Genomic DNA, 20,086 nt, shown 5'->3' with positions numbered 1-20,086 from the left:
ATCAATAATGCCGTCTGAAGAGGCTTCAGACGGCATTGTTTCAACCGGAGGGTATTTTGTGCGTTTATGCTACGCCTTTCTTCTCCAAGTAACTTTCGTAATCGCCCAAGTAATGTTCATATCCGCCTTTACCGTCCAATTCGATGATTTGGGTAGCCAATGAAGATACAAACTGACGGTCGTGCGAGACGAAAATCAGCGTGCCGTTGTATTTTTCCAGCGCCATGTTCAAGGATTCGATACTTTCCATGTCCATGTGGTTGGTCGGTTCGTCCATGACCAAGACATTGGGTTTCAACAGCAACAGTTTGCCGTAAAGCATACGGCCTTTTTCACCACCGGAGAGAACCTTCACTTTTTTCACGACATCGTTGCTGCCGAAGAGCAAGCGGCCCAAAGTGCCGCGGATGACTTGTTCGTCATCGCCTTCCTGACCCCATTGGCGCATCCATTCGCTCAGGTCCATATCGACGTCGAAGTCGTTTTCATGGTCTTGCGGGTAGTAGCCGACGCTGGCTTTTTCTGCCCATTTGATGGTGCCTTCGTCCGGTAACAGGCCGTCTGAATATTCGGGGTTGTACGCGCCGGACAAGAGTTTCAGCAAGGTAGATTTACCTGCGCCGTTCGGGCCGATAATGGCAAGGCGTTGGCCTGCTTCAAGGATGAAGTTCAGGTTCTTAAACAACTGGGTTTCAAAACGTTTGGCCAGTTTTTCAACTTCCACAGCCTGACGGTGCAACTTGGCTTTTTCATCGGCTTCAAAACGGATATACGGATTTTGACGGGTAGAAGGTTTGACTTCGACCATCTCCGATTTGATTTTGTCGGCCTGTTTCAGACGACTTGTTGCCTGACGGGCTTTGGATTTGTTGGCAGAGAAGCGGGCGACAAACTCTTGCAGCTCTTGCAGTTTCTCTTTGGCTTTGGCGTTGTCTTTCAGGGCGCGTTCGCGCGATTGGGCGGAAGCGAGCATGTAATCGTCGTAGTTGCCCGGGTAGATGGTGATGGTGTTGTAGTCCAAATCCGCCATGTGGGTGCAGACTTCGTTCAAGAAGTGGCGGTCGTGGCTGATGATGATCATGGTGGAGTCGTATTGGTTCAACACGCCTTCCAGCCAACGGATGGTGTTGATGTCCAAGTTGTTGGTCGGCTCGTCAAGCAACAATACATCAGGTTTGGAAAACAGGGCTTGTGCCAGCAATACGCGCAGCTTGAAGCCCGGGGCGACTTCCGCCATGGTCGCATTGTGCAAATCTTCGGAAATGCCCACGCCGCTCAACAATTCGGCAGCGCGCGCTTCGGCGGTGTAGCCGTCGTATTCGGCGAACTTGGCTTCCAGTTCGGCGGCTTTCATGTAGTCGTCTTCGGTGGCTTCGGGGTTGGCGTAAATTGCATCACGCTCGGTCATCGCCGCCCACATTTCGGTATGGCCCATCATCACCACGTCCAGCACGCGCATATCTTCGTAGGCAAACTGGTCTTGACGTAATTTACCCAAACGCACGCCGTTTTCAATTGCAACTTCACCGGCGGTCTGTTCCAAATCGCCGCCGAGGATTTTCATGAAGGTGGATTTGCCCGAACCGTTCGCGCCGATCAAGCCGTAGCGGTTGCCTTCGCCGAATTTTACGGATACGTTTTCAAACAGCGGCTTCGCGCCGAACTGCATGGTAATGCCGTTGGTAGAAATCATTATTGGTAAAACCTTATATTGAACAATAGATTAAATTTGTTGAATTTTCAGATTGTAACATAATCCCCTTGCCGTCTGAAACAGACGGGCAAATTTTCAGACACTTATAGTAAAATATCCGTTTTATTATTTCAGGCAAAAGGTTTCCAAATGATAGTCCTTCACGGCATCCCAAATTGCGATACGGTCAAAAAAGCCAAAAGCCGGCTTGCCGAATATGGTATGGAATTTGAATTTCGGGATTTTAAAAAACAGGCGCCTTCCGAAGCGGAAATCCGCCTGTGGCTGGAGCAGGTGCCTTTGGAGATACTGCTCAACAAACGGGGAACCACATGGCGCAAACTTGATGCACTGATGCAGGAGGAGGCCCTGTCCTCAAAGGAAGGTGCGGTCAGGATAATGTCCGAAATGCCCAGCCTTATCAAACGTCCCGTACTGGAATACGGCGAAAAGGTTCATGTCGGCTTCAGCGATGAATCTTATCGAGAGATATTCAAACGTTAATTAAGCCTTCGTGCAGGCGCGTATAAAAACCGTTACAATACGGAATCTATATTTCCCAACCCCATTCCATATTCCGATCTGAAAATATGTTCCATTCCATCGAAAAATACAGAACACCCGCCCAAGTCTTATTAGGCCTGATTGCATTAACTTTTGTCGGCTTCGGCGTCAGCACGGTTTCGCACCCCGGTTCCGATTACATCGTCCAAGTCGGGGACGAAAAAATCAGCGATCATTCGATTAATACCGCCATGCAAAACGAACAGGCGGACGGCGGCAGCCCGTCACGCGATGCCGTATTCCAATCCCTGCTGCAACGCGCCTATCTGAAACAAGGTGCAAAACTGATGGGTATTTCCGTTTCCCAGGAACAAATCAAACAGATTATTGTAGACGATCCTAATTTTCACGATGCAGGCGGGAAATTCAGCCATGCCCTTTTGAGCCAGTACCTTTCGCAACGCCATATGTCGGAAGACCAGTTCGTCGAGGAAATCCGTGACCAATTCGCATTGCAGAATTTGGTAAACCTTGTTCAAAACGGTGTCTTGGTCAGCGATGCCCAGGCGGAGCAACTGGTCAAACTGACCCAGGTCAACCGTACCATCCGTTCGCATACTTTTAACCCCGACGAATTCATCGGACAAGTAAAAGCAGCCGATGCGGATTTACAGAAATTTTATAATGCAAACAAAAAAGACTACCTGCTTCCCCAAGCGGTCAAATTGGAATATGTCGCATTGAATCTGAAAGACTTTGCAGACAAACAGACCGTCAGCGAAACAGAAGTGAAAAATGCGTATGAAGAACGTATGGCACGTCTGCCCGCAGAAGGGGAAAAACCTTCTTTCGAAAAGGAAAAAGCCGCTGTCGAGAATGAGTTGAAAATGAAAAAAGCGGTTGCCGACTTCAATAAGGCGAAAGAAAAACTGGGCGATGATGCTTTCAATCATCCTTCTTCGCTTGCCGATGCAGCCAAAAACAGCGGTTTGAAGGTAGAAACCCAAGAAACATGGTTAAGCAGGCAGGATGCCCAAATGTCCGGACTGCCCGAAAATGTAATCAGCGCCATATTCAGTGATGACGTATTGAAGAAAAAACACAATTCCGAAGTATTGTCTATCAATAATGAAACCGCATGGGTCGTCCGCGCTAAAGAAGTACGCGAAGAAAAAACCTTACCGTTTGAAGAAGCTAAAGACGCGGTGCGTCAGGCTTATATCCGTACCGAAGCCGTCAAACTTGCCGAAGAAAGGGCAAAAGAAGTACTCGCCCAGCTGAACGGCGGTAAGGCCGCCGATGTAAAATGGTCTGAAGTATCCGTATTGGGGGCGCAGCAGGCAAGGCAGTCCATGCCGCCCGAATCTTATACGGAACTGCTGAAAGCAAAACCGGCAAACGGTAAACCGGCCTATGTCAGACTTACCGGCCTGCCGGCTCCCGTGATTGTCGAAGTACAGGCTGTAACCCCGCCGGATGATATCGCCAACAGGCTGCCTTCTGCAAAACAGGCTTTGGCGCAGCAACAGTCGGCCAATACTTTCGACTTGCTGATACGTTATTTCAACGGCAAAATCAAACAGACCAAAGGTGCTCAGTCTGTTGGCGGAAATGACGGTCAGTAATTTCCGGTTTTCTATATTCGATATAACGGTCGGAATATTCCGACCGTTTTCCCATGTGTCGAGGTATGATGAATCCTAAAAAGCAAGATGCCTTCCAAAGGCTGATCGGTGCGCTTAAAGTTTTGCCCAACGTCGGACCGAAATCGGCACAACGGATAGCATATCACCTGCTTCAGCACAAGCGTAAGGAGGCTGAAGAACTAGTAGACGCCTTACAGACGGCATTAAGGCAGGTTGACCATTGCTCGATGTGCAATACATTTTGCGAAGGCGGATTATGCAGTATCTGTGCAGATCCATCACGCGATGTGCGGAAGCTGATGATTGTGCATATGCCTGCCGACGTATCCAATATGGAAGCGGCAAACTGTCATGACGGGCTTTACTTTGTTTTGATGGGGCAAATCAATACGGCACTGGGCATGGACGTATCGGCCATCGCATTGGATAAGCTCGCCGAACGGCTGAAAAAAGAAGAAATCGAAGAAATCATTATTGCGACAGCCTTTACCGCGGAAGGTAACGCCACGGCATTTGTATTGTCGGAGTTTTTCAAAAATTTACCTTATAAAATCAGCAGGTTGTCCCAAGGTATTCCTTTGGGCGGCGAATTGGAATATGTCGATGCGGGTACGCTGGCGCAGGCGGTGTACGAACGGCGGCTGATTAAAGAAGGCGAGTTATAACCGGTACCAATGAAAATGCCGTCTGAACTTTCAGACGGCATTTTTTATCGGCTCGGTTTATTTACAGCTCACCCCTTGGATCTGCAAGGCACCGCCGTTGCCAACCTTAAAGGAGCACTGTGTCGCGCTGCTGCCGGAAACGGTAATGCTGCCGCTGCCGCCGTTTAAGCTGACGGGTTCTTTAACACCCATGCCCACGGCAGTTGCCGCCAGCTTTTGCACGTCTGCTTCGGAATAAGACGTATTGTTGGCATCAATTTTGATTTCTTTGGCATAGGCTGTTGCAGCGGCAAATACGCTGATAGCAGCCAAAGCGGAGATTTTCCTGATATTCATTGTTTTCCTTCAAGAAAAGGTTTTATTTCAAGGGAAGGATAGGGCAGTTCTAAGCATTGTGCAAGTGTTCTGCACGGTTTTACAGAATTTGCCAAAGACCGCACTTTCGTTTTCACAAGCTGACATTCGGACGCTGCCGGGGTTTTACGGTACAATAAACTTTCATTTGCAGACATTTTAAGGTAGCAGTCATGTTTTCTTTAGAGGCTTGGATAGGCTTGAGGTATCTCAGGGCGAAAAAGCGCAACGGCTTTATGTCGTTTATTACGATGGTTTCGATTGCCGGAATCGCCTTGGGCGTAACTGCGTTGATTGTTGTCTTGTCGGTCATGAACGGCTTTCAGAAAGAAATACGCGGGCAGCTCCTGAATGTCGCGCCGCATGCCGAAATCGGCTATATCGACAATACGGATACGGATTGGCGCAATCTGCGCAAGTTTACTGAAAATCAGAAAGGCATCTTGGCGACTGCCCCCTATGTTTCCGATCAGGCGCTGCTGGCCAATGCGGGGGAAGTCAGGGGTGTTCAGATACGAGGGATTCTGCCGTCTGAAGAGCGCAAAGTCGTCGAATACGGCGACAAGATGCCTTCAGGCAAATTCGAAGATCTGATTCCGGGTCAGTTTGACATTATCCTCGGTGTCGGTTTGGCCGAGGCACTGGGCGTCGAAGTCGGCAATAAAGTTACCGTCATTACACCGGAAGGCAATGTTACGCCCGCCGGAGTCGTACCGAGGTTGAAACAGTTTAACGTGGTCGGGCTGGTTAAAACAGGTGTTTACGAAGTTGACAATTCATTGGCAATGACGCATATCCAAGATGCGCGCGTACTGTACCGTTTGGATAAGGAGGTTGCAGGATTGCGGCTGAAACTCGCCGACCCGCAAAATGCCCCCGCATTGACGGCAAAGCTGATTCCTGAGGCTCAAAGGGACACGGTCTGGGTACGTGATTGGACGTTCAGCAACCGAAGCTATTTTGAGGCAGTCGAGTTGGAAAAACGGATGATGTTCATCATCCTGACGCTGATTATCGCCGTAGCGGCGTTTAACCTTGTCTCTTCGTTGGTGATGGCGGTTACGGAGAAGCAGGCGGACATCGCCATTTTGCGCACTTTGGGTCTTTCACCCTCGGGCGTAATGAAGATTTTTATGGTTCAGGGCGCATTTTCCGGATTTTTCGGTACGCTGATAGGAGTAGTCTGCGGCGTGTTGTTGGGCTGGAATGTGGGAAGGATTGTTGCATTTTTTGAACGTTTGTTCGGTGTCCACCTCATCAATTCTCAGATTTATTTTATCGACTACCTGCCCAGCGATGTCGATATGGGCGATGTCGCTCTGATTGCCTGCATTTCCCTGGGTTTGTCTTTCGTAGCGACGCTGTACCCTAGCCGTCGTGCATCTAAAACCCAACCAGCGGAGGCATTGCGTTATGAGTGATTTGATTTTGAAATGCGAAGGCGTGGGCAAACGCTACCGTGACGGCAGTTTGGATGTTCAGGTGCTGCGCGGTCTGGATTTGGAAATACATGCCGGGGAAAGTACCGGAATCATCGGTTCTTCGGGCAGTGGCAAATCGACCCTGCTGCATATTTTGGGCGGTCTGGATATGCCGTCTGAAGGCAGGGTGCTGCTGATGAATGAGGATTTGCGTACATTAAGCCAGCGGCAACTGGGCAACTTACGCAACCGTTACCTTGGGTTTGTGTATCAGTTCCACCACCTTCTGCCGGAGTTTTCTGCACTGGAAAATGTGATGATGCCTTTGCTGATTGGCAAAAAAAACCGTGAAGAAGCTGCGGAGGCGGCGATGTCGATGCTCGAGAAGGTCGGACTGAAGCACCGTTCGGCGCACCGCGCGGGCGAACTTTCAGGCGGTGAGCGGCAGCGTGCCGCCATTGCACGCGCCCTGGTTACCCAACCCAAATGCCTGCTTGCCGACGAACCGACCGGCAATCTCGACCGTGCGAACGCCAGGAATGTTTTGGATATGATGCTGGAACTGAAAACAGAATTGAAAACAGGTTTGGTTGTCGTTACACACGACGACGAACTCGCCGGCCGCTTCGAGCGCGTCATGGTCATGAAAGACGGCAGCCTGCATCCGAAACAGGGAGCAGGCGCCTGAAAAGTGCAATACACCGTGCCGTCTGAAAAATCATGCTTTCAGACGGCATTTGAATAAGGAATACGATGGAACGGCAGACAGATGAATTTGCCCTGGCGGCTGCACAGGCGGCAATCCGTTTTTTGGAACACTATACCGACTCCGGTGCTGAAGCCCTTTCTTCCTATATCGAACGGCTGTTTCAAGCATTGCAGAACGGTCATTCGTTTATCCGCTTGAAAAAAGGGGAGGCGTCCTTCCTTTCGACACTCAAGCCCGTGGTCGGGGAATCTGCCTCCCCTCTGATTTTGGAAGGGGAAAAACTGTTTTTGGGCAGGATGTGGCAGTTGGAATACGATTTGGCTGCCGAAATAAAACGCTTGGCGGCAGCCGGCACGTCCGCCCCCGATACGGCAGGCGCGCGGCAAAACCTCGCAAAATGGTTTCAAGGCGTGGGAAGTGAAGGACAGCGCGATGCGGCTGCTCTAGCATTGCTGCAGTCTTTTATGGTGATTACCGGCGGCCCCGGTACGGGTAAGACGACGACGGTTGCCAAACTGTTGGCACTGATTTGCAGCGGAGACGGAAGCCTTCCCCATATCGCGCTTGCCGCCCCTACGGGTAAAGCTGCCGCGCATATGGCGCGTGCGCTGCACCGTGCAATCAACAGTTTTGACGCTCCGGACAACGTCCGCCGCCATCTGCTTAAATTGGAAGGGCAAACCGTCCACCGCCTGCTAAAGCTGCGCCCACCTAAAATGCAGCCGGCGTTCAACCCTGTTTACCCGCTGCCGTTTGACGTATTGATTATCGATGAAGCTTCGATGCTGGATACGGTATTGATGCTTCAGCTTTTAAAAGCCGTTAAAACAGGGGCGCGCGTGATTCTGCTGGGCGATGAAAACCAGCTTCCGTCCGTTGGGGTCGGTGCCGTACTCTCTGTCCTGTCTCAAAAAACGTTCCTCGGCGGAGAAATATATAATAAGCTGGTTGAGTACCTGCCCGAACACGGTTTTCCCTTATGCAGAGATGTACCCGTCTTGGCACAAAATACCGCCCGTCTTTCCTTCAGCCACCGATTTGGCGACAACAGCGGCATCGGCTGCCTTTCCCGTTCGGTGGTATCGGGCGATGAGGCGCAGGCATGGGCTTTGTTCTCCCAGTTTGATAAAGAGCTGGAACATTCGGAATGCCGTCTGAACGCTGAGGTCGAAAGGTTGTACCGGACTCACAAAGGCTATTGGCAGGCGGTAGACGAAGGCAACATCGAATCCGCCTATACGGGCATCTCGGATGCCGTGGTTCTGGCCGCATGGCGCCAAGATGCGGACAACTTCAACGAAGCCTACTGCAATTATGTGCGCCGTAAAAGGAACATACCTGAACATCAAGCCTATTTCGCCGGAGAGCCGATTATGATCAGGCAAAACGACTACGCACTCGGGCTGTTCAACGGAGACGTCGGGCTGATTATGGATGATGTCCAAAGGCCGGGCAGCCTGTCTGCCTATTTTCCCGATACGGACGGGTTTAAAAAGGTTGCAGTCAGCTGCCTTCCGGATTTTGAACCTGCTTTCGCCATGACCGTCCATAAAAGCCAAGGTTCGGAATATCGGGAAGTCTGGCTGCTGCCGCCTTCTGCTGCACCTTCGAACGAAGAGGACGATGCGCTTTCCGGTTTGAGCAGGGAGCTGCTTTACACCGCCATTACCAGGGCAAAGGAAAAATTCGTATTCTTCGGCGGGGAAGAAACCTTCCGTCAGGCGGCGGCTACTGTCAAAGTTCGTCAGACAGCATTGGGCACTATGCTCAAACGGGTATTTTCACAAGGATAATCCATCCGAATGCCGTGTCCTGCAGGCTCTTTTATGGATGCTGAAGGGAAAGACCGCACATTTGTGCGGTCTTTTTCATACCTTTTTCAAACGGTATAGGAAAGTGGTTTCCCTGTTTCGGGCAAAAGCAAGCGGATCGTCCGGATTCGCGGCTTTCTTGTGGTTTGGCTTGTTTTTCATAATATCGGTAATACGCAGCCCCGCCTCTGCAAAGGCCTTCTCCAAAAAACCGGACGGGCGTAGGTGCAGATGCTCCGCAAGGTCGGAAATAATCAGGCGGATTTCGCCGCCCGGATTCAAATGTTCCGGCGCATCCCTTAAAAATGCGGTCAACATCGCAGAATCAGGGTCATATAATGCAGACTCGATGGCAGAAGTAGGCTTGGCAGGAAGCCACGGTGGGTTGCAGACAATCAAATCGGCACGCATATCGGGGAACATATCGGTTTCCCGTATCTCAACCTTTTTTTCCAAACCCAGCCGGGCGATATTGGCTCGGGCGCATGCAACGGCCCTTGGATTGGTGTCCGTCCCGATGACGGAAGATATCCCCTGTTTTGCCAAGATAGCGGCAAGAACGCCAGAACCCGTTCCGATATCCAATGCCGTCTGAAACCCCGTTGACGGTGCTTGTGCGAGCAAATCGAGATATTCTCCGCGCAAAGGTGAGAATACGCCGAAGGGGACATGTATCCGCCCGCCGATCTGGGAAACGGCAACACCCTTTTTATGCCATTCGTGCGCACCTATAAATCCAAGCAGCAGGTTGAGCGGGAGAAAAAAAGGCTTGATGTTAGGCTTGCCGTACACATCCGACAGGGCAGCGTATATATCGGGCGCACGTTTGTTGTGCAATACGAAACCGGGGCCTACCTCAACGGCAAGCATGTTCAGAATACGGCTCTGCTGCGCCTGCTTCATACGGTGCGCGTGGAATAGGGAGGCAATATCGGCATCCGGATCGGCAGCAACAGGCCTGCGGACTTTTTTCTTTACCGCCGAAAGCACCTGCACCGCATTGTGGAAATCCCCCTGCCAAACGGTTGCCATATTCTGATAGGCGGCTTTCAAAACAGCGTCTGCACTGCTTTCGCGGACATAAAGCCAGCCTTTTGGCGGCTTTTGCAAACTTTCGTTGCGCCATTCAAACCCATTGTCCGGAAAAATAAAATAAGACATGCCATACCTGCATAATGTTTAAAAAATAGGGAGCGGGCCGAAAAATACTGATCCGCCCGCATGCCGTCTGAAACATTAAAACTTCAGACGGCATTCTTGATATGTATATTTTATCCGAATATCAAACTTTATAAATAAACCGCGTATGCTTGAAATAATGCTTTCAACCCCAATTTACGCGACAATCAACAATCTGTCAGACACAAGAGAGTATTCATGACGCAGAAAGAAAAGAATTTTGAGGAATATGCTGCCTTGGCAACACTTCCTTTACGGGATGTCGTCGTTTATCCGCATATGGTTCTGCCGCTGTTTGTCGGTAGGGAGAAATCCATTGCCGCACTGGAAAACGCCGTCTCCAATGAAGAGCCAGTTTTCCTGCTTGCACAAACCGATGCCGCAGTGGAAGACCCTGTTGCCGCCGACCTGTACCAAACCGGTACCGTCGCACAAGTTTTACAGGTATTAAAGCTGCCTGACGGTACGGTAAAGGTTTTGGTCGAAGGCCTGTACCGCGGACAAGTTTTAACAATCGAAGACACGGGCGGGCTATTTGTCTCCCACATAGAAACCGTTAAAGATAATGATTCGGAAAGCCATCCGGAGCTTGAAGCCGTTCGCCGTACCCTGTTGGCACAATTTGAACAATACGCCAAACTCAATAAGAAGATTCCGGCAGAAATCGTAAACAGTATCAACGGCATTTCCGACAACAGCCGTTTGGCGGATACCGTGGCCGCCCATCTGCAATTAAAGCTGGAGCAGCGTCAGCAAATCTTGGAAACTGCCGACGTTGTTGACCGCATGGAGTTCTTATTGAGCTGCCTGGAATCTGAGCTGGACATCATGCAGGTCGAAAAACGCATCCGCGGCCGTGTGAAACGCCAGATGGAAAAATCCCAACGCGAGTATTACTTGAACGAGCAAGTGAAAGCGATTCAGAAAGAATTGGGGGAAGAAGACGAACGCGGCGAACTGGATGCGTTGGAAGCAAAAATCAAAGAAGCGGGCATGACCAAAGAAGCTGAGGAAAAATGCCTGTCTGAATTGAAAAAGCTCAAAATGATGCCGCCTATGTCTGCGGAATCCACCGTAGTACGCAACTACATCGATACTTTGCTTGAGCTGCCGTGGAAGAAAAAATCCCGTGTCAGCAAAGATATTGCCAAAGCCGATTTGGTGTTGAACGCCGACCACTATGGCTTGGAAAAAGTCAAAGAGCGGATTTTGGAATACCTCGCCGTCCAAAAACGTATGGATAAACTGAAAGGTCCGATTCTGTGTTTGGTCGGTCCTCCTGGGGTGGGTAAAACCTCCTTGGGCGAATCCATCGCCAAAGCAACAGGCCGGAAATATGTCCGCATGGCTTTGGGCGGCGTGCGCGACGAAAGCGAAATCCGTGGTCACCGCCGCACCTATATTGGCTCTATGCCCGGCAAAATCCTGCAAAACATGGCTAAAGCAGGCGTGAAGAATCCCCTGTTCCTGCTCGACGAAATCGACAAATTGGGCAGCGACTTCCGCGGCGACCCTGCCAGCGCGTTGCTTGAGGTGCTTGATCCTGAGCAAAACAACAAGTTTGCCGATCATTATGCGGAAGTGGATTACGACTTGAGCGATGTAATGTTTATCGCTACATCTAACAGTTTGAACATTCCGACTCCATTGCTTGACCGCATGGAAATCATCCGTTTGTCCGGCTATACCGAAGACGAAAAAATCAATATCGCCATGCAGTATCTCGTGCCTAAGCAAATGAAACGCAACGGCGTGAAAGAAGGCGAATTGCTCGTCGAGGAAAGCGCGGTACGCGATATTATCCGTTATTACACCCGTGAAGCCGGTGTGCGTTCGCTCGATCGTGAGATTGCCAAAATCTGCCGTAAGGTGGTGATGCAGATTACCTTGAGCGAAGATAAGAAGAGGTCGTCTGAAACCAAGAAAACCGGCAAAACCAAGCCTAAAGCGGTTAAAGTCAATGAGAAAAACCTGCATGACTACTTGGGCGTGCGCCGCTTCGATTACGGCGTTGCCGAAAGTGAAAACCGCATCGGACAGGTTACCGGTTTGGCTTGGACGGAAGTCGGCGGCGAATTGCTGACTGTCGAAGCCGTGGCATTACCGGGTAAAGGCGTGATCCAGTGTACCGGCCAGTTGGGCGATGTGATGAAGGAATCTGTATCCGCAGCATGGTCTGTTGTCCGTTCCCGTGCAGAATCAGTGGGTTTGGCTCCTGATTTTTACGAGAAAAAAGACATCCATGTTCACGTTCCCGAAGGTGCGACGCCGAAAGACGGTCCGAGCGCAGGCATTGCCATGACCTTGGCGATGGTGTCCGCCTTTACCAAAATTCCGGTGCGCGCCGATGTAGCGATGACGGGCGAAATCACCCTGCGCGGCGAAGTCTTGCCAATCGGCGGATTGAAGGAAAAACTGTTGGCTGCCTTGCGCGGCGGCATCAAACACGTCTTGATTCCGAAAGACAACGTCAAAGACTTGGAAGAAATCCCTGAAAACGTGAAAACCGGCCTGACCATCCATCCGGTCAAATGGATAGACGAAGTATTGGCTTTAGGCTTGGAAACCCAACCTGAATCTTGGATTGAGCCTTCTGTTGCAGAAATAGCGAAAGAATCTGCTTCAAAAGCGAAGTCCCGAAGCAAGGCAACCAAGCACTGACAGAGGGAAAATGTGTTGTAAAAATGCGGTTTCGTCCTGAGAGCCTGTAAAATAGGACGATTCCGTATTTTTTGCTTGACACGGCATTTTCAGAATTGCTATAAAGCGAAAGTTACTCAAGCAGTACAAACTCCCGAATATTCGGGCATTTCATCATTTTTTAGACAGGAAGGGACTGATTGTGAATAAGTCTGAATTGATCGAAGCGATTGCTCAAGAAGCCGGTATTTCTAAAGCTGCCGCGCAAAAAGCTTTAGATGCCACTACCAATGCAGTAACCAACGCGCTGAAAAAAGGCGACACAGTTACTTTGGTCGGTTTCGGTACTTTCTACGTCGGCGAACGTGCCGAACGTCAAGGTCGCAATCCCAAAACCGGCGAACCTTTGACCATTGCTGCTGCCAAAACGCCTAAATTCCGCGCCGGCAAAGCTTTGAAAGACGCACTGTAAGCCGTTTTTTATTAAAAAGCCGATTCTTTAAAGAATCGGCTTTTTTATCGCTCCACATTATTCTGATTTCAAATCGGCAACACACTGCTTGTCACGCGCTTCAAAGGCATGGGCGCCACCAAGCAAATTCAGTTGTTCTTGCGCATCGAGTTTGCCGAAGGATCTAATCTGTTTCTCGCTCAATCTGTCCAAAGGCTGCTCCCACATACATTTGCAGTAGTCGACGGCGAGGCGGGTATTGTTTGAATCTAAACCGCGGGCCCGCAAATCGTTTTGCCATTTTTCGGCAAACGGAATGTTTTTTACGCAGGATTCAATAATTTTCTGCTTTGCCTGCGGTTTGGACATGGCACATTGGGAGAGCAGGGCGGTCGAGGCGAGTAATGCCAAAATGACCCACGCCCAAATGCGGATGGTGCGGATTTTGGCTTTCGCTTTTTTACGCGCCGCAGCCTGCTCTTCGGCGGACATTTCGTTTTTCAGCTCAGTCATGCAGGCTTTCCATGCGGATCATGGTGATCGGTTTTTCCACGCAGCTTAATGCTTCGATGGCGGCAATCGCACGCTTGATGTTTTTCTCGACCGTGCTGTGGGTCAGAATCACGATTTCGGCGGTAGTTTGGTCAATCACGCCTTTTTGGATTAAGGCTTCGATAGACACGTTTTCTTTTGCCAAAAGCGCGGCGATTTGCCCCAGCGTACCCGGTTCGTCTTTGGCTTGGACGCGCAGGTAGTAGCTGCTGGTGATTTCGTCCATAGGCAGGATGGTTTGCGCTTGGACTTGCGCGGGTTGGAATGCCAGATGTGGTACGCGGTGACCGGTATCGGCTTCAATCAGGCGTGCGATGTCGATGATGTCGGCGACTACGGCGGAAGCGGTCGGTAATGCGCCCGCGCCCGCGCCGTAATATAAGGTTTCGCCAACCATATCGGCGTTGACGCGTACGGCATTCATCACGCCGTTGACGTTTGCCAAGAGACGGCTTTCAGGAATCAGGGTAGGGTGGACACGCAATTCGATGCCTTTTTCGGCTTTGCGGGTAATACCCAGAAGTTTGATGCGGTAGCCGAATTCTTCGGCGTATTTGATGTCGCGGCTGTCGAGTTTGCTAATGCCTTCGAGGTAGCAGGCGGAGAAGTTCATCGGCGTACCGAATGCCAGCGCGCTCATAATGGTGATTTTATGGCCTGCGTCGTTGCCTTCGATATCGAAGGTCGGGTCGGCTTCGGCGTAGCCCAACGCCTGTGCTTCTTTCAATACGTCGGCAAACGCGCTGCCTTTTTCGCGCATTTCAGAGAGGATGAAGTTGCTGGTGCCGTTGATAATGCCGGCGATGCTGCGGATGCGGTTGGCGGCGAGGCCTTCGCGCAGGGCTTTGATGATTGGGATACCGCCCGCTACTGCCGCTTCAAATTGCACCATGACGTTTTTTTCTTCCGCCAACGGGAAGATTTCGTTGCCGTATTCGGCGAGCAGTTTTTTATTGGCGGTAACGATGTGTTTGCCGTTTTCAACGGCTTTCAACACCGCATCTTTGGCGATGCCGGTACCGCCGAACAATTCGACGACGACATCGACGTCTTCACGCGCGACCAGTTCGAACGGGTCTTTGACAAAGGCTGCGGACGGGCAGATTTGGCGGGATTTTTCTTCGCTTAAGTCGCATACAGCACGAATGCGCACTTCGCGTCCCAAACGGCGGCTGATTTCCGCCGCATTGTCCCGCAACACGGCAGCCGTACCGCCGCCGACCGTACCTAAACCCAAAAGACCGATGTTTACTGGCTTCATTGTGTCTCCTTGTAAGCCGACTGAATGTAAATATTGAAAGACGAAAATATCCGCTGCCGATATAATTATGCCGCACTTTAAATCAAATGCCGTCTGAAATCAGCAGGAGAGGTCAGATGAAATCCGCTAATCCTACATGAATTTGTCTGATTTTGCACCCCTCCTGATACAGATGAAGCGACAACAGGATAAAAAAATGTTATTTGAAGAAAATCCGATAGACGAACATTTTGCAGAGTATGACCGCCGCACGGGTGAAATCCGGCTATCTGGCAGACATTTCAATAAGCCTGTGCTGCTGCATAAGGATTCTGCCGACCTCTCGAAATGGCAGTCATTGTCAGAACTGACACCGGATAATCTGTTGTCTGATGTCAAAGCGGATGATTATCCGGAAATATTGATTATCGGGACTGGGGCGGTACAGAAGTTTATCCATCCCAAAATCATGGCGGATTTCTCTCAGATCGGAATCGGTGTGGAATGTATGAACACAGAATCGGCATGTAGGACATTGGCCTTTTTGCACTCGGAAGGGCGTAAAGCCTGGGCGTGGCTTCAACCGTAAATTTCCCGTTTTAGACGGCATCAGCACTTTCTTTCAGGTAAAATACGGCTCTTTTCCGTCCAATAATATTTCCGTCATGATTGAAATCAAAAACCTCACCCTGCAACGCGGTTTGAAAATCCTGCTCGACAAAGCCAACGCTACCGTCAATCCCGGTCAGCGCGTCGGTTTGATCGGTAAGAACGGAACGGGAAAATCCAGCCTGTTTGCCTTAATCAAGGGTGAAATCACTCAGGACGGCGGCGATATCTCGATTCCGAAAAATTGGCGGATGGCTTCCGTTTCCCAAGAAACGCCGGACTTGGACATCTCCGCGTTGGACTACGTTTTGCAGGGTGATGCCGATTTGCAGGCTTTTCAGACGGCATTGAGGCAGGCGGAAGCGCAAAATGATGGCATGAAGCAGGCGGAATACCATGCCAAATTGGAAGAAATCGACGCTTATACCGCGCCGGCCCGCGCGGCAAAATTGTTGAACGGGCTGGGTTTTTCGCAAGAAGAACACAGCCGCCCCGTCAAATCCTTTTCCGGCGGCTGGCGTATGCGCCTGAATCTTGCGCAAGCCCTGATTTGCCGCGCCGATTTGCTCTTGCTTGACGAACCGACCAACCACTTGGATTTGGAAACCGTCTTGTGGCTGGAAAACCACCTTGCCTCTTTACCTTGCACGCAAATCATCATTTCCCACGACCGTGATTTCCTCAATGCGGCCACCACCCAAACCATCGAATTGTCCCAGCAAAAACTCACGCAATACGGCGGCAATTACGATTTTTACCAAAACGAACGCGCGCAGCGTCTCGCGCAGCAACAAGCTGCCTATGTCAAACAGCAGGCACAAATCAAACATTTGCAATCCTTTATCGACCGCTTCAAAGCCAAAGCCACCAAAGCCGTTCAGGCGCAAAGCCGCATGAAGGCGTTGGCAAAGCTAGAACGCATCGCTCCCGCGCATCTGGACAGCGAGTTTTCCTTTGAGTTTTACAATCCCGACCATCTGCCCAATCCTTTGTTAAAGCTGGAGCACGCTGATTTGGGTTACGAAGGCAAAACCGTTTTGCACGACATTACCCTGTCGCTGGAAAGCGGCGCACGTTACGGGCTATTGGGTGTCAACGGCAGCGGTAAATCTACGTTTATCAAAGCCTTGGCGGGCAAAATCGATTTGCTCTCCGGCAGCATCGTCCGTTCCGAAAAACTCAATATTGGCTATTTTGCCCAACACCAACTCGACACCATCCGCGCCGACCAAAGCCCTGTTTGGCATATTCAGCAGCTTTCTCCCGAAGTACGCGAACAAGAAATCCGAAATTTCCTCGGCGGCTTCAATTTTGTTGGCGATATGGCGTTGCAGAAAACCGAACCCTTTTCCGGCGGAGAAAAAGCCCGCCTTGCTCTTGCCATGATTATCTGGCAAAAGCCGAACCTGCTGCTGCTTGACGAGCCGACCAACCATTTGGACTTGGATATGCGCCACGCCTTGACGCTCGCTCTGCAAAGTTTCCAAGGTGCCTTAATCGTCGTGTCGCACGACCGCAGCCTGCTTGAAGCCACGACCGACAGCTTCCTCTTGATTGACAAAGGCCGTCTGAAAAACTTTGACGGCGATTTGAACGATTACCGCCAATGGCGCTTGGCACAGGAAAACGCCGCAACCGCGCCAGCCGCTTCTGCTCAAAGCCAAAACCGCAAGGATACCAAGCGTATCGAAGCACAAATCCGTCAAGAAAAAGCCCGACGCAGTAAACCGATACAGCAGAAAATCGACAAAGCCGAAAAAGAAATGGCACAGCTTTCCGAAATTCAGACGGCATGTGAAGCATTTTTAGCACAAGAAGAAGCTTACTTTGAGGAAAACAAAGAAAAGTTGCAGGACACTTTATCCAATCTGGCAAAAGTCAAAACACAGCTTGCCCAAATCGAAGAAACTTGGCTGACTTGCCAAGAAGAATTAGAACGGATTGAAACTGAAATTGGGATACAGTTTGCCGAGTGATAAGGAAGCGTGGGCAGGGTGCTTATATTTGTCTGCCAAGAACGGTATAATTGGTGCTTTATCGTCGTCTTTTCACTTTACCAACATGAAAATTAGACTTTTCGCCGCCTTCATGTTCATATCCTTTTCCGGTATGGCGGCGCAAGCCTCCGTATACAATTGCAGTTCAAATGGCAAAAGCGTATATACATCAGATCCATCAGGATCATGTGCTGGCGCAGACTTACCTAAAATCAGCAGCCACCAGGGAGGCGAATACCGTCTGAAAATAAAAAAACTCAGTCAAGAAACCCAAATACACATAGAAAGTAAAAAGAAAAACAAAAAAACTGTTGGAAAAAAGAAAAAGAGCGTGAGGAGCGCTAACATCCCGAAGGAAAATCAAAAGAAAATAGATAATAAAGAGAAGTTCACCCAAATAAAAACGCCAAGAAATCCTTAAAAATCAAATTATCATCCGAGTATCAAACACATTATGAAATCAAAACTATCCTTAATCCTAATTAACCTTTCACTGATTTCGATGCCATTAAGTGCAGATGCAGCCAAAATTTATACCTGCACAGCCGACGGAGAGACCATTTACACCACAAAACCGTCTAAAAGCTGCCACTCAGCCGACTTACCACCAATCGGAAGTTACAGCAGCGACCATTATGTTCCGTCCCATACACCTGTACCTTCAAACAGTGAACCTGTCGTTAAACATAAAGCACCGGTCAGAACAGTATCCAAGCCGACAAAACCTAATACGCCGCCGCCTCAACAAGCACCTGTAAACAACAGCAGACGCTCCATTCTCGAAGCAGAATTAAGCAATGAACGCAAAGCCCTAACCGAAGCCCAAAAAATGTTATCGCAAGCACGTTTGGCAAAAGGCGGCAACATCAACCACCAAGAAATAAATGCGTTACAAAGCAATGTATTGGACAGGCAGCAAAACATCCAAGCCCTGCAAAGGGAACTGGGGCGTATGTAGGCTGATGAAGAATATGGCAAAATGTGCCCAAACCAAAGATAAAGGATTTTGTGCAATGTCCTTTGATGGTTCGGCTTCGGAAATTGAATTTTTAAACATTCCCGAAAACAATCCCAAAGACATAAAACAATAAGGAGCATATGCTCAAATAGAGAGCCTTTGCAAAAATCTGTATTATTAAATTACAGATTTTTGAAAAGGCTTTGATTTTATTATACTTTCACAATCACAATAGCTGGATGCCTTCAAAGGGCGGTTACGTGTGCGTTCAGATTACGCGCTTTCCAAAAGATTGGCGGTTACGCCGTCCGAAATGTCTCAATACCGACAAAACCGGCTTAGGTTTCCTTTTGCCGTCGTCTTGGATATTGCCGACGTGATGGATATAGATCCGATTGAAATTATTGCAGGTCTGAAATATATGAGGTGCAAGGAAAGGGACAGGGAGTGCGTAAAAAGGGCGTATTTCAAAGCCCATTACGCGCATTTTGTTTATCCGAACAATCCGGGCTTTGTTCATTTCCAATGTTCCAAGTACACCTGATCTGCTAAGAGGAAGAGAGCTTGAAGGAAAACTTATTTTAGAAGTTCCTGCTCAGGTCAATCCAATTCCACAATCTGTATTAAGGGCAGCACAAGAAGAAAATGTTATCATTAGAGATACAACAGGAAGGATTTACAAATGAAGAAAGATATTTTTTATTGTGAGCAGTGGTCTTATGGTTATAAGAGACTTCATAAGCCTTTTTCTGAGAAACAAGCTGAAGAAAAACATATTAAAGGGGAATTATATAGTGCCGTAATAGGTTCGGCGACACAACCTGAATATGTAATTACCTTGCGAGAGGAAGTAGGTTTTTTTTCGGTACATTTTTTCGATAAATTTGGAAGGGATTATTTAACCCATCAATTTCAAAAATATTCTAATTCGAATTATTATTTTCTTTCTACGGCTGTATGGAGAGATTATATAACTTTGGAATCTCATGACTTAGCAGAAGGATATACTTATTTCTTCAATGAAAATACGGATGATTGCTATGTTTTGAAACAAGATTTTATTAATAATGAGCTATATGAAAAAACAGAATTATATCCCCAAAAAGATAAGGTAATTCTATTTCCAAAGTTTGGTGAATATGATTTGGTGTTAAATCCGGACATTATTTAATTGAGTTTTAAGGCCGTCTGAAAAAATTTCAGACGGCTTTTATTATTGGGCTTGGAATCTGAGGATAAAGCTGATAAAAACCAGGAAATTATCAGATTGCTATATACGTATTGTTGTACAGACTAAAGGCAGCAATCAAATCACTACTGCTTACCCACAAAAATAAATTGATTATATGGAGTAATCATGAATAAGAGAATAAAAATATGTCCCGCTTGTCAACAAGGCTATCTCTACCATTCGAAACCTAAATATCTTCATGATGAAATTATTCTGTGTGATGAATGCGATGCAGTATGGCTCAAAGGTATGAATATATTTTATGGAGAATATGAAAAAGATTTTTATTCTTATGTTCCTTTCATGGAATCCCAAGGTATAACGGGTGAATGTATCTGGGAAGGAGAGCTGTTCAATCATCCATATTATGAAGATGAAAACTTAAATGAGAAAATTGAATAATCACGATGTTCATAAACGGTATCA

Annotated in this window: 20 protein-coding genes; 15 read left to right on the top strand and 5 right to left on the bottom strand. The window is 48.8% G+C overall.

The features are described from left to right. Positions 1–64: 64 nt before the first annotated feature. Positions 65–1,693 (bottom strand): ABC-F family ATPase, encoded by a 1,629-nt coding sequence (locus BBW69_RS03420; RefSeq protein WP_188210419.1) that lies wholly within the window; start codon positions 1,691–1,693, stop codon positions 65–67. 150 nt (positions 1,694–1,843) lie between these two features. On the opposite strand from BBW69_RS03420, the gene BBW69_RS03415 reads away from it, so the two are divergent. From BBW69_RS03415 to recR, 3 genes are all read left to right on the top strand, one after another. Next, on the top strand, positions 1,844–2,197 hold the full coding sequence (locus tag BBW69_RS03415; protein WP_188210418.1) for an arsenate reductase: 354 nt from the start codon (positions 1,844–1,846) through the stop codon (positions 2,195–2,197). A gap of 86 nt (positions 2,198–2,283) precedes the next feature. After that, positions 2,284–3,822, top strand: coding sequence for a SurA N-terminal domain-containing protein (locus BBW69_RS03410; RefSeq protein ID WP_188210417.1), 1,539 nt, complete (start codon positions 2,284–2,286; stop codon positions 3,820–3,822). Positions 3,823–3,890: 68 nt separating this feature from the next. Next, positions 3,891–4,508 carry a recombination mediator RecR gene (gene recR / locus BBW69_RS03405; RefSeq protein ID WP_188210478.1) on the top strand — a complete coding sequence of 206 codons (618 nt, stop codon included), beginning with the start codon at positions 3,891–3,893 and terminating at the stop codon, positions 4,506–4,508. A gap of 57 nt (positions 4,509–4,565) precedes the next feature. On the opposite strand, the gene BBW69_RS03400 is transcribed toward recR, so the two are convergent. Beyond that, entirely contained in the window at positions 4,566–4,844 is a 279-nt protein-coding gene (locus tag BBW69_RS03400; protein ID WP_003677468.1) for a hypothetical protein, read from the bottom strand. 191 nt (positions 4,845–5,035) lie between these two features. Here BBW69_RS03400 and BBW69_RS03395 point away from each other — a divergent pair, with 191 nt between their 5' ends. From BBW69_RS03395 to recD, 3 genes are all read left to right on the top strand, one after another. After that, positions 5,036–6,283: a lipoprotein-releasing ABC transporter permease subunit gene (locus BBW69_RS03395; protein ID WP_108043711.1), complete on the top strand. Its 1,248-nt coding sequence runs from the start codon at positions 5,036–5,038 to the stop codon at positions 6,281–6,283. After that, positions 6,276–6,971: a lipoprotein-releasing ABC transporter ATP-binding protein LolD gene (lolD, locus tag BBW69_RS03390; protein WP_111726937.1), complete on the top strand. Its 696-nt coding sequence runs from the start codon at positions 6,276–6,278 to the stop codon at positions 6,969–6,971. The genes BBW69_RS03395 and lolD overlap by 8 nt, the downstream gene beginning before the upstream one ends. Before the next feature lie 65 nt (positions 6,972–7,036). Then, positions 7,037–8,785 carry an exodeoxyribonuclease V subunit alpha gene (gene recD / locus BBW69_RS03385; RefSeq protein ID WP_188210416.1) on the top strand — a complete coding sequence of 583 codons (1,749 nt, stop codon included), beginning with the start codon at positions 7,037–7,039 and terminating at the stop codon, positions 8,783–8,785. Between the two features lie 75 nt (positions 8,786–8,860). Here the strand turns inward: recD and BBW69_RS03380 are convergent, their stop codons facing one another. After that, positions 8,861–9,964, bottom strand: coding sequence for a class I SAM-dependent methyltransferase (locus tag BBW69_RS03380; RefSeq protein ID WP_188210415.1), 1,104 nt, complete (start codon positions 9,962–9,964; stop codon positions 8,861–8,863). Between the two features lie 216 nt (positions 9,965–10,180). Between BBW69_RS03380 and lon the strand changes: the two genes are divergently transcribed. Then, positions 10,181–12,643, top strand: coding sequence for an endopeptidase La (lon, locus tag BBW69_RS03375; RefSeq protein ID WP_188210414.1), 2,463 nt, complete (start codon positions 10,181–10,183; stop codon positions 12,641–12,643). 181 nt (positions 12,644–12,824) lie between these two features. Next, positions 12,825–13,094: an HU family DNA-binding protein gene (locus BBW69_RS03370; RefSeq protein WP_003677477.1), complete on the top strand. Its 270-nt coding sequence runs from the start codon at positions 12,825–12,827 to the stop codon at positions 13,092–13,094. Between the two features lie 57 nt (positions 13,095–13,151). Here BBW69_RS03370 and BBW69_RS03365 read toward each other — a convergent pair whose 3' ends face one another. Together BBW69_RS03365 and BBW69_RS03360 are read right to left on the bottom strand one after the other, a co-directional pair. After that, positions 13,152–13,586, bottom strand: a complete 435-nt coding sequence (locus BBW69_RS03365; protein WP_188210413.1) for a hypothetical protein — start codon at positions 13,584–13,586, stop codon at positions 13,152–13,154. Then, positions 13,579–14,886 (bottom strand): homoserine dehydrogenase, encoded by a 1,308-nt coding sequence (locus BBW69_RS03360; RefSeq protein ID WP_188210412.1) that lies wholly within the window; start codon positions 14,884–14,886, stop codon positions 13,579–13,581. Before BBW69_RS03360 ends, BBW69_RS03365 begins: the two co-directional genes overlap by 8 nt. A 196-nt stretch (positions 14,887–15,082) precedes the next feature. On the opposite strand from BBW69_RS03360, the gene BBW69_RS03355 reads away from it, so the two are divergent. The 7 genes from BBW69_RS03355 (at position 15,083) to BBW69_RS03325 (ending at position 20,062) form a co-directional block, all read left to right on the top strand. Further along, positions 15,083–15,454 carry an Mth938-like domain-containing protein gene (locus BBW69_RS03355; RefSeq protein ID WP_223169927.1) on the top strand — a complete coding sequence of 124 codons (372 nt, stop codon included), beginning with the start codon at positions 15,083–15,085 and terminating at the stop codon, positions 15,452–15,454. 76 nt (positions 15,455–15,530) lie between these two features. Continuing rightward, positions 15,531–17,450 (top strand): ATP-binding cassette domain-containing protein, encoded by a 1,920-nt coding sequence (locus tag BBW69_RS03350; RefSeq protein WP_188210411.1) that lies wholly within the window; start codon positions 15,531–15,533, stop codon positions 17,448–17,450. Next, positions 17,416–17,892 carry a DUF4124 domain-containing protein gene (locus BBW69_RS03345; RefSeq protein ID WP_223169926.1) on the top strand — a complete coding sequence of 159 codons (477 nt, stop codon included), beginning with the start codon at positions 17,416–17,418 and terminating at the stop codon, positions 17,890–17,892. The genes BBW69_RS03350 and BBW69_RS03345 overlap by 35 nt, the downstream gene beginning before the upstream one ends. 33 nt (positions 17,893–17,925) lie before the next feature. Then, positions 17,926–18,429 (top strand): hypothetical protein, encoded by a 504-nt coding sequence (locus BBW69_RS03340; protein ID WP_107863501.1) that lies wholly within the window; start codon positions 17,926–17,928, stop codon positions 18,427–18,429. A gap of 235 nt (positions 18,430–18,664) precedes the next feature. Continuing rightward, positions 18,665–18,973 carry a hypothetical protein gene (locus BBW69_RS10100; protein ID WP_308019377.1) on the top strand — a complete coding sequence of 103 codons (309 nt, stop codon included), beginning with the start codon at positions 18,665–18,667 and terminating at the stop codon, positions 18,971–18,973. Positions 18,974–19,111: 138 nt separating this feature from the next. Further along, positions 19,112–19,600, top strand: a complete 489-nt coding sequence (locus BBW69_RS03330) for a hypothetical protein (RefSeq protein WP_188210410.1) — start codon at positions 19,112–19,114, stop codon at positions 19,598–19,600. Between the two features lie 186 nt (positions 19,601–19,786). Next, positions 19,787–20,062 (top strand): hypothetical protein, encoded by a 276-nt coding sequence (locus tag BBW69_RS03325; RefSeq protein ID WP_188210409.1) that lies wholly within the window; start codon positions 19,787–19,789, stop codon positions 20,060–20,062. The last annotated feature ends 24 nt before the right edge of the window (positions 20,063–20,086 follow it).

Source organism: Neisseria sp. RH3002v2f (genome assembly GCF_014596375.1).
In the GTDB taxonomy this organism is placed as follows: Bacteria; Pseudomonadota; Gammaproteobacteria; order Burkholderiales; family Neisseriaceae; genus Neisseria; species Neisseria cinerea.
This window is presented reverse-complemented; position numbering and strand designations above follow the sequence as displayed.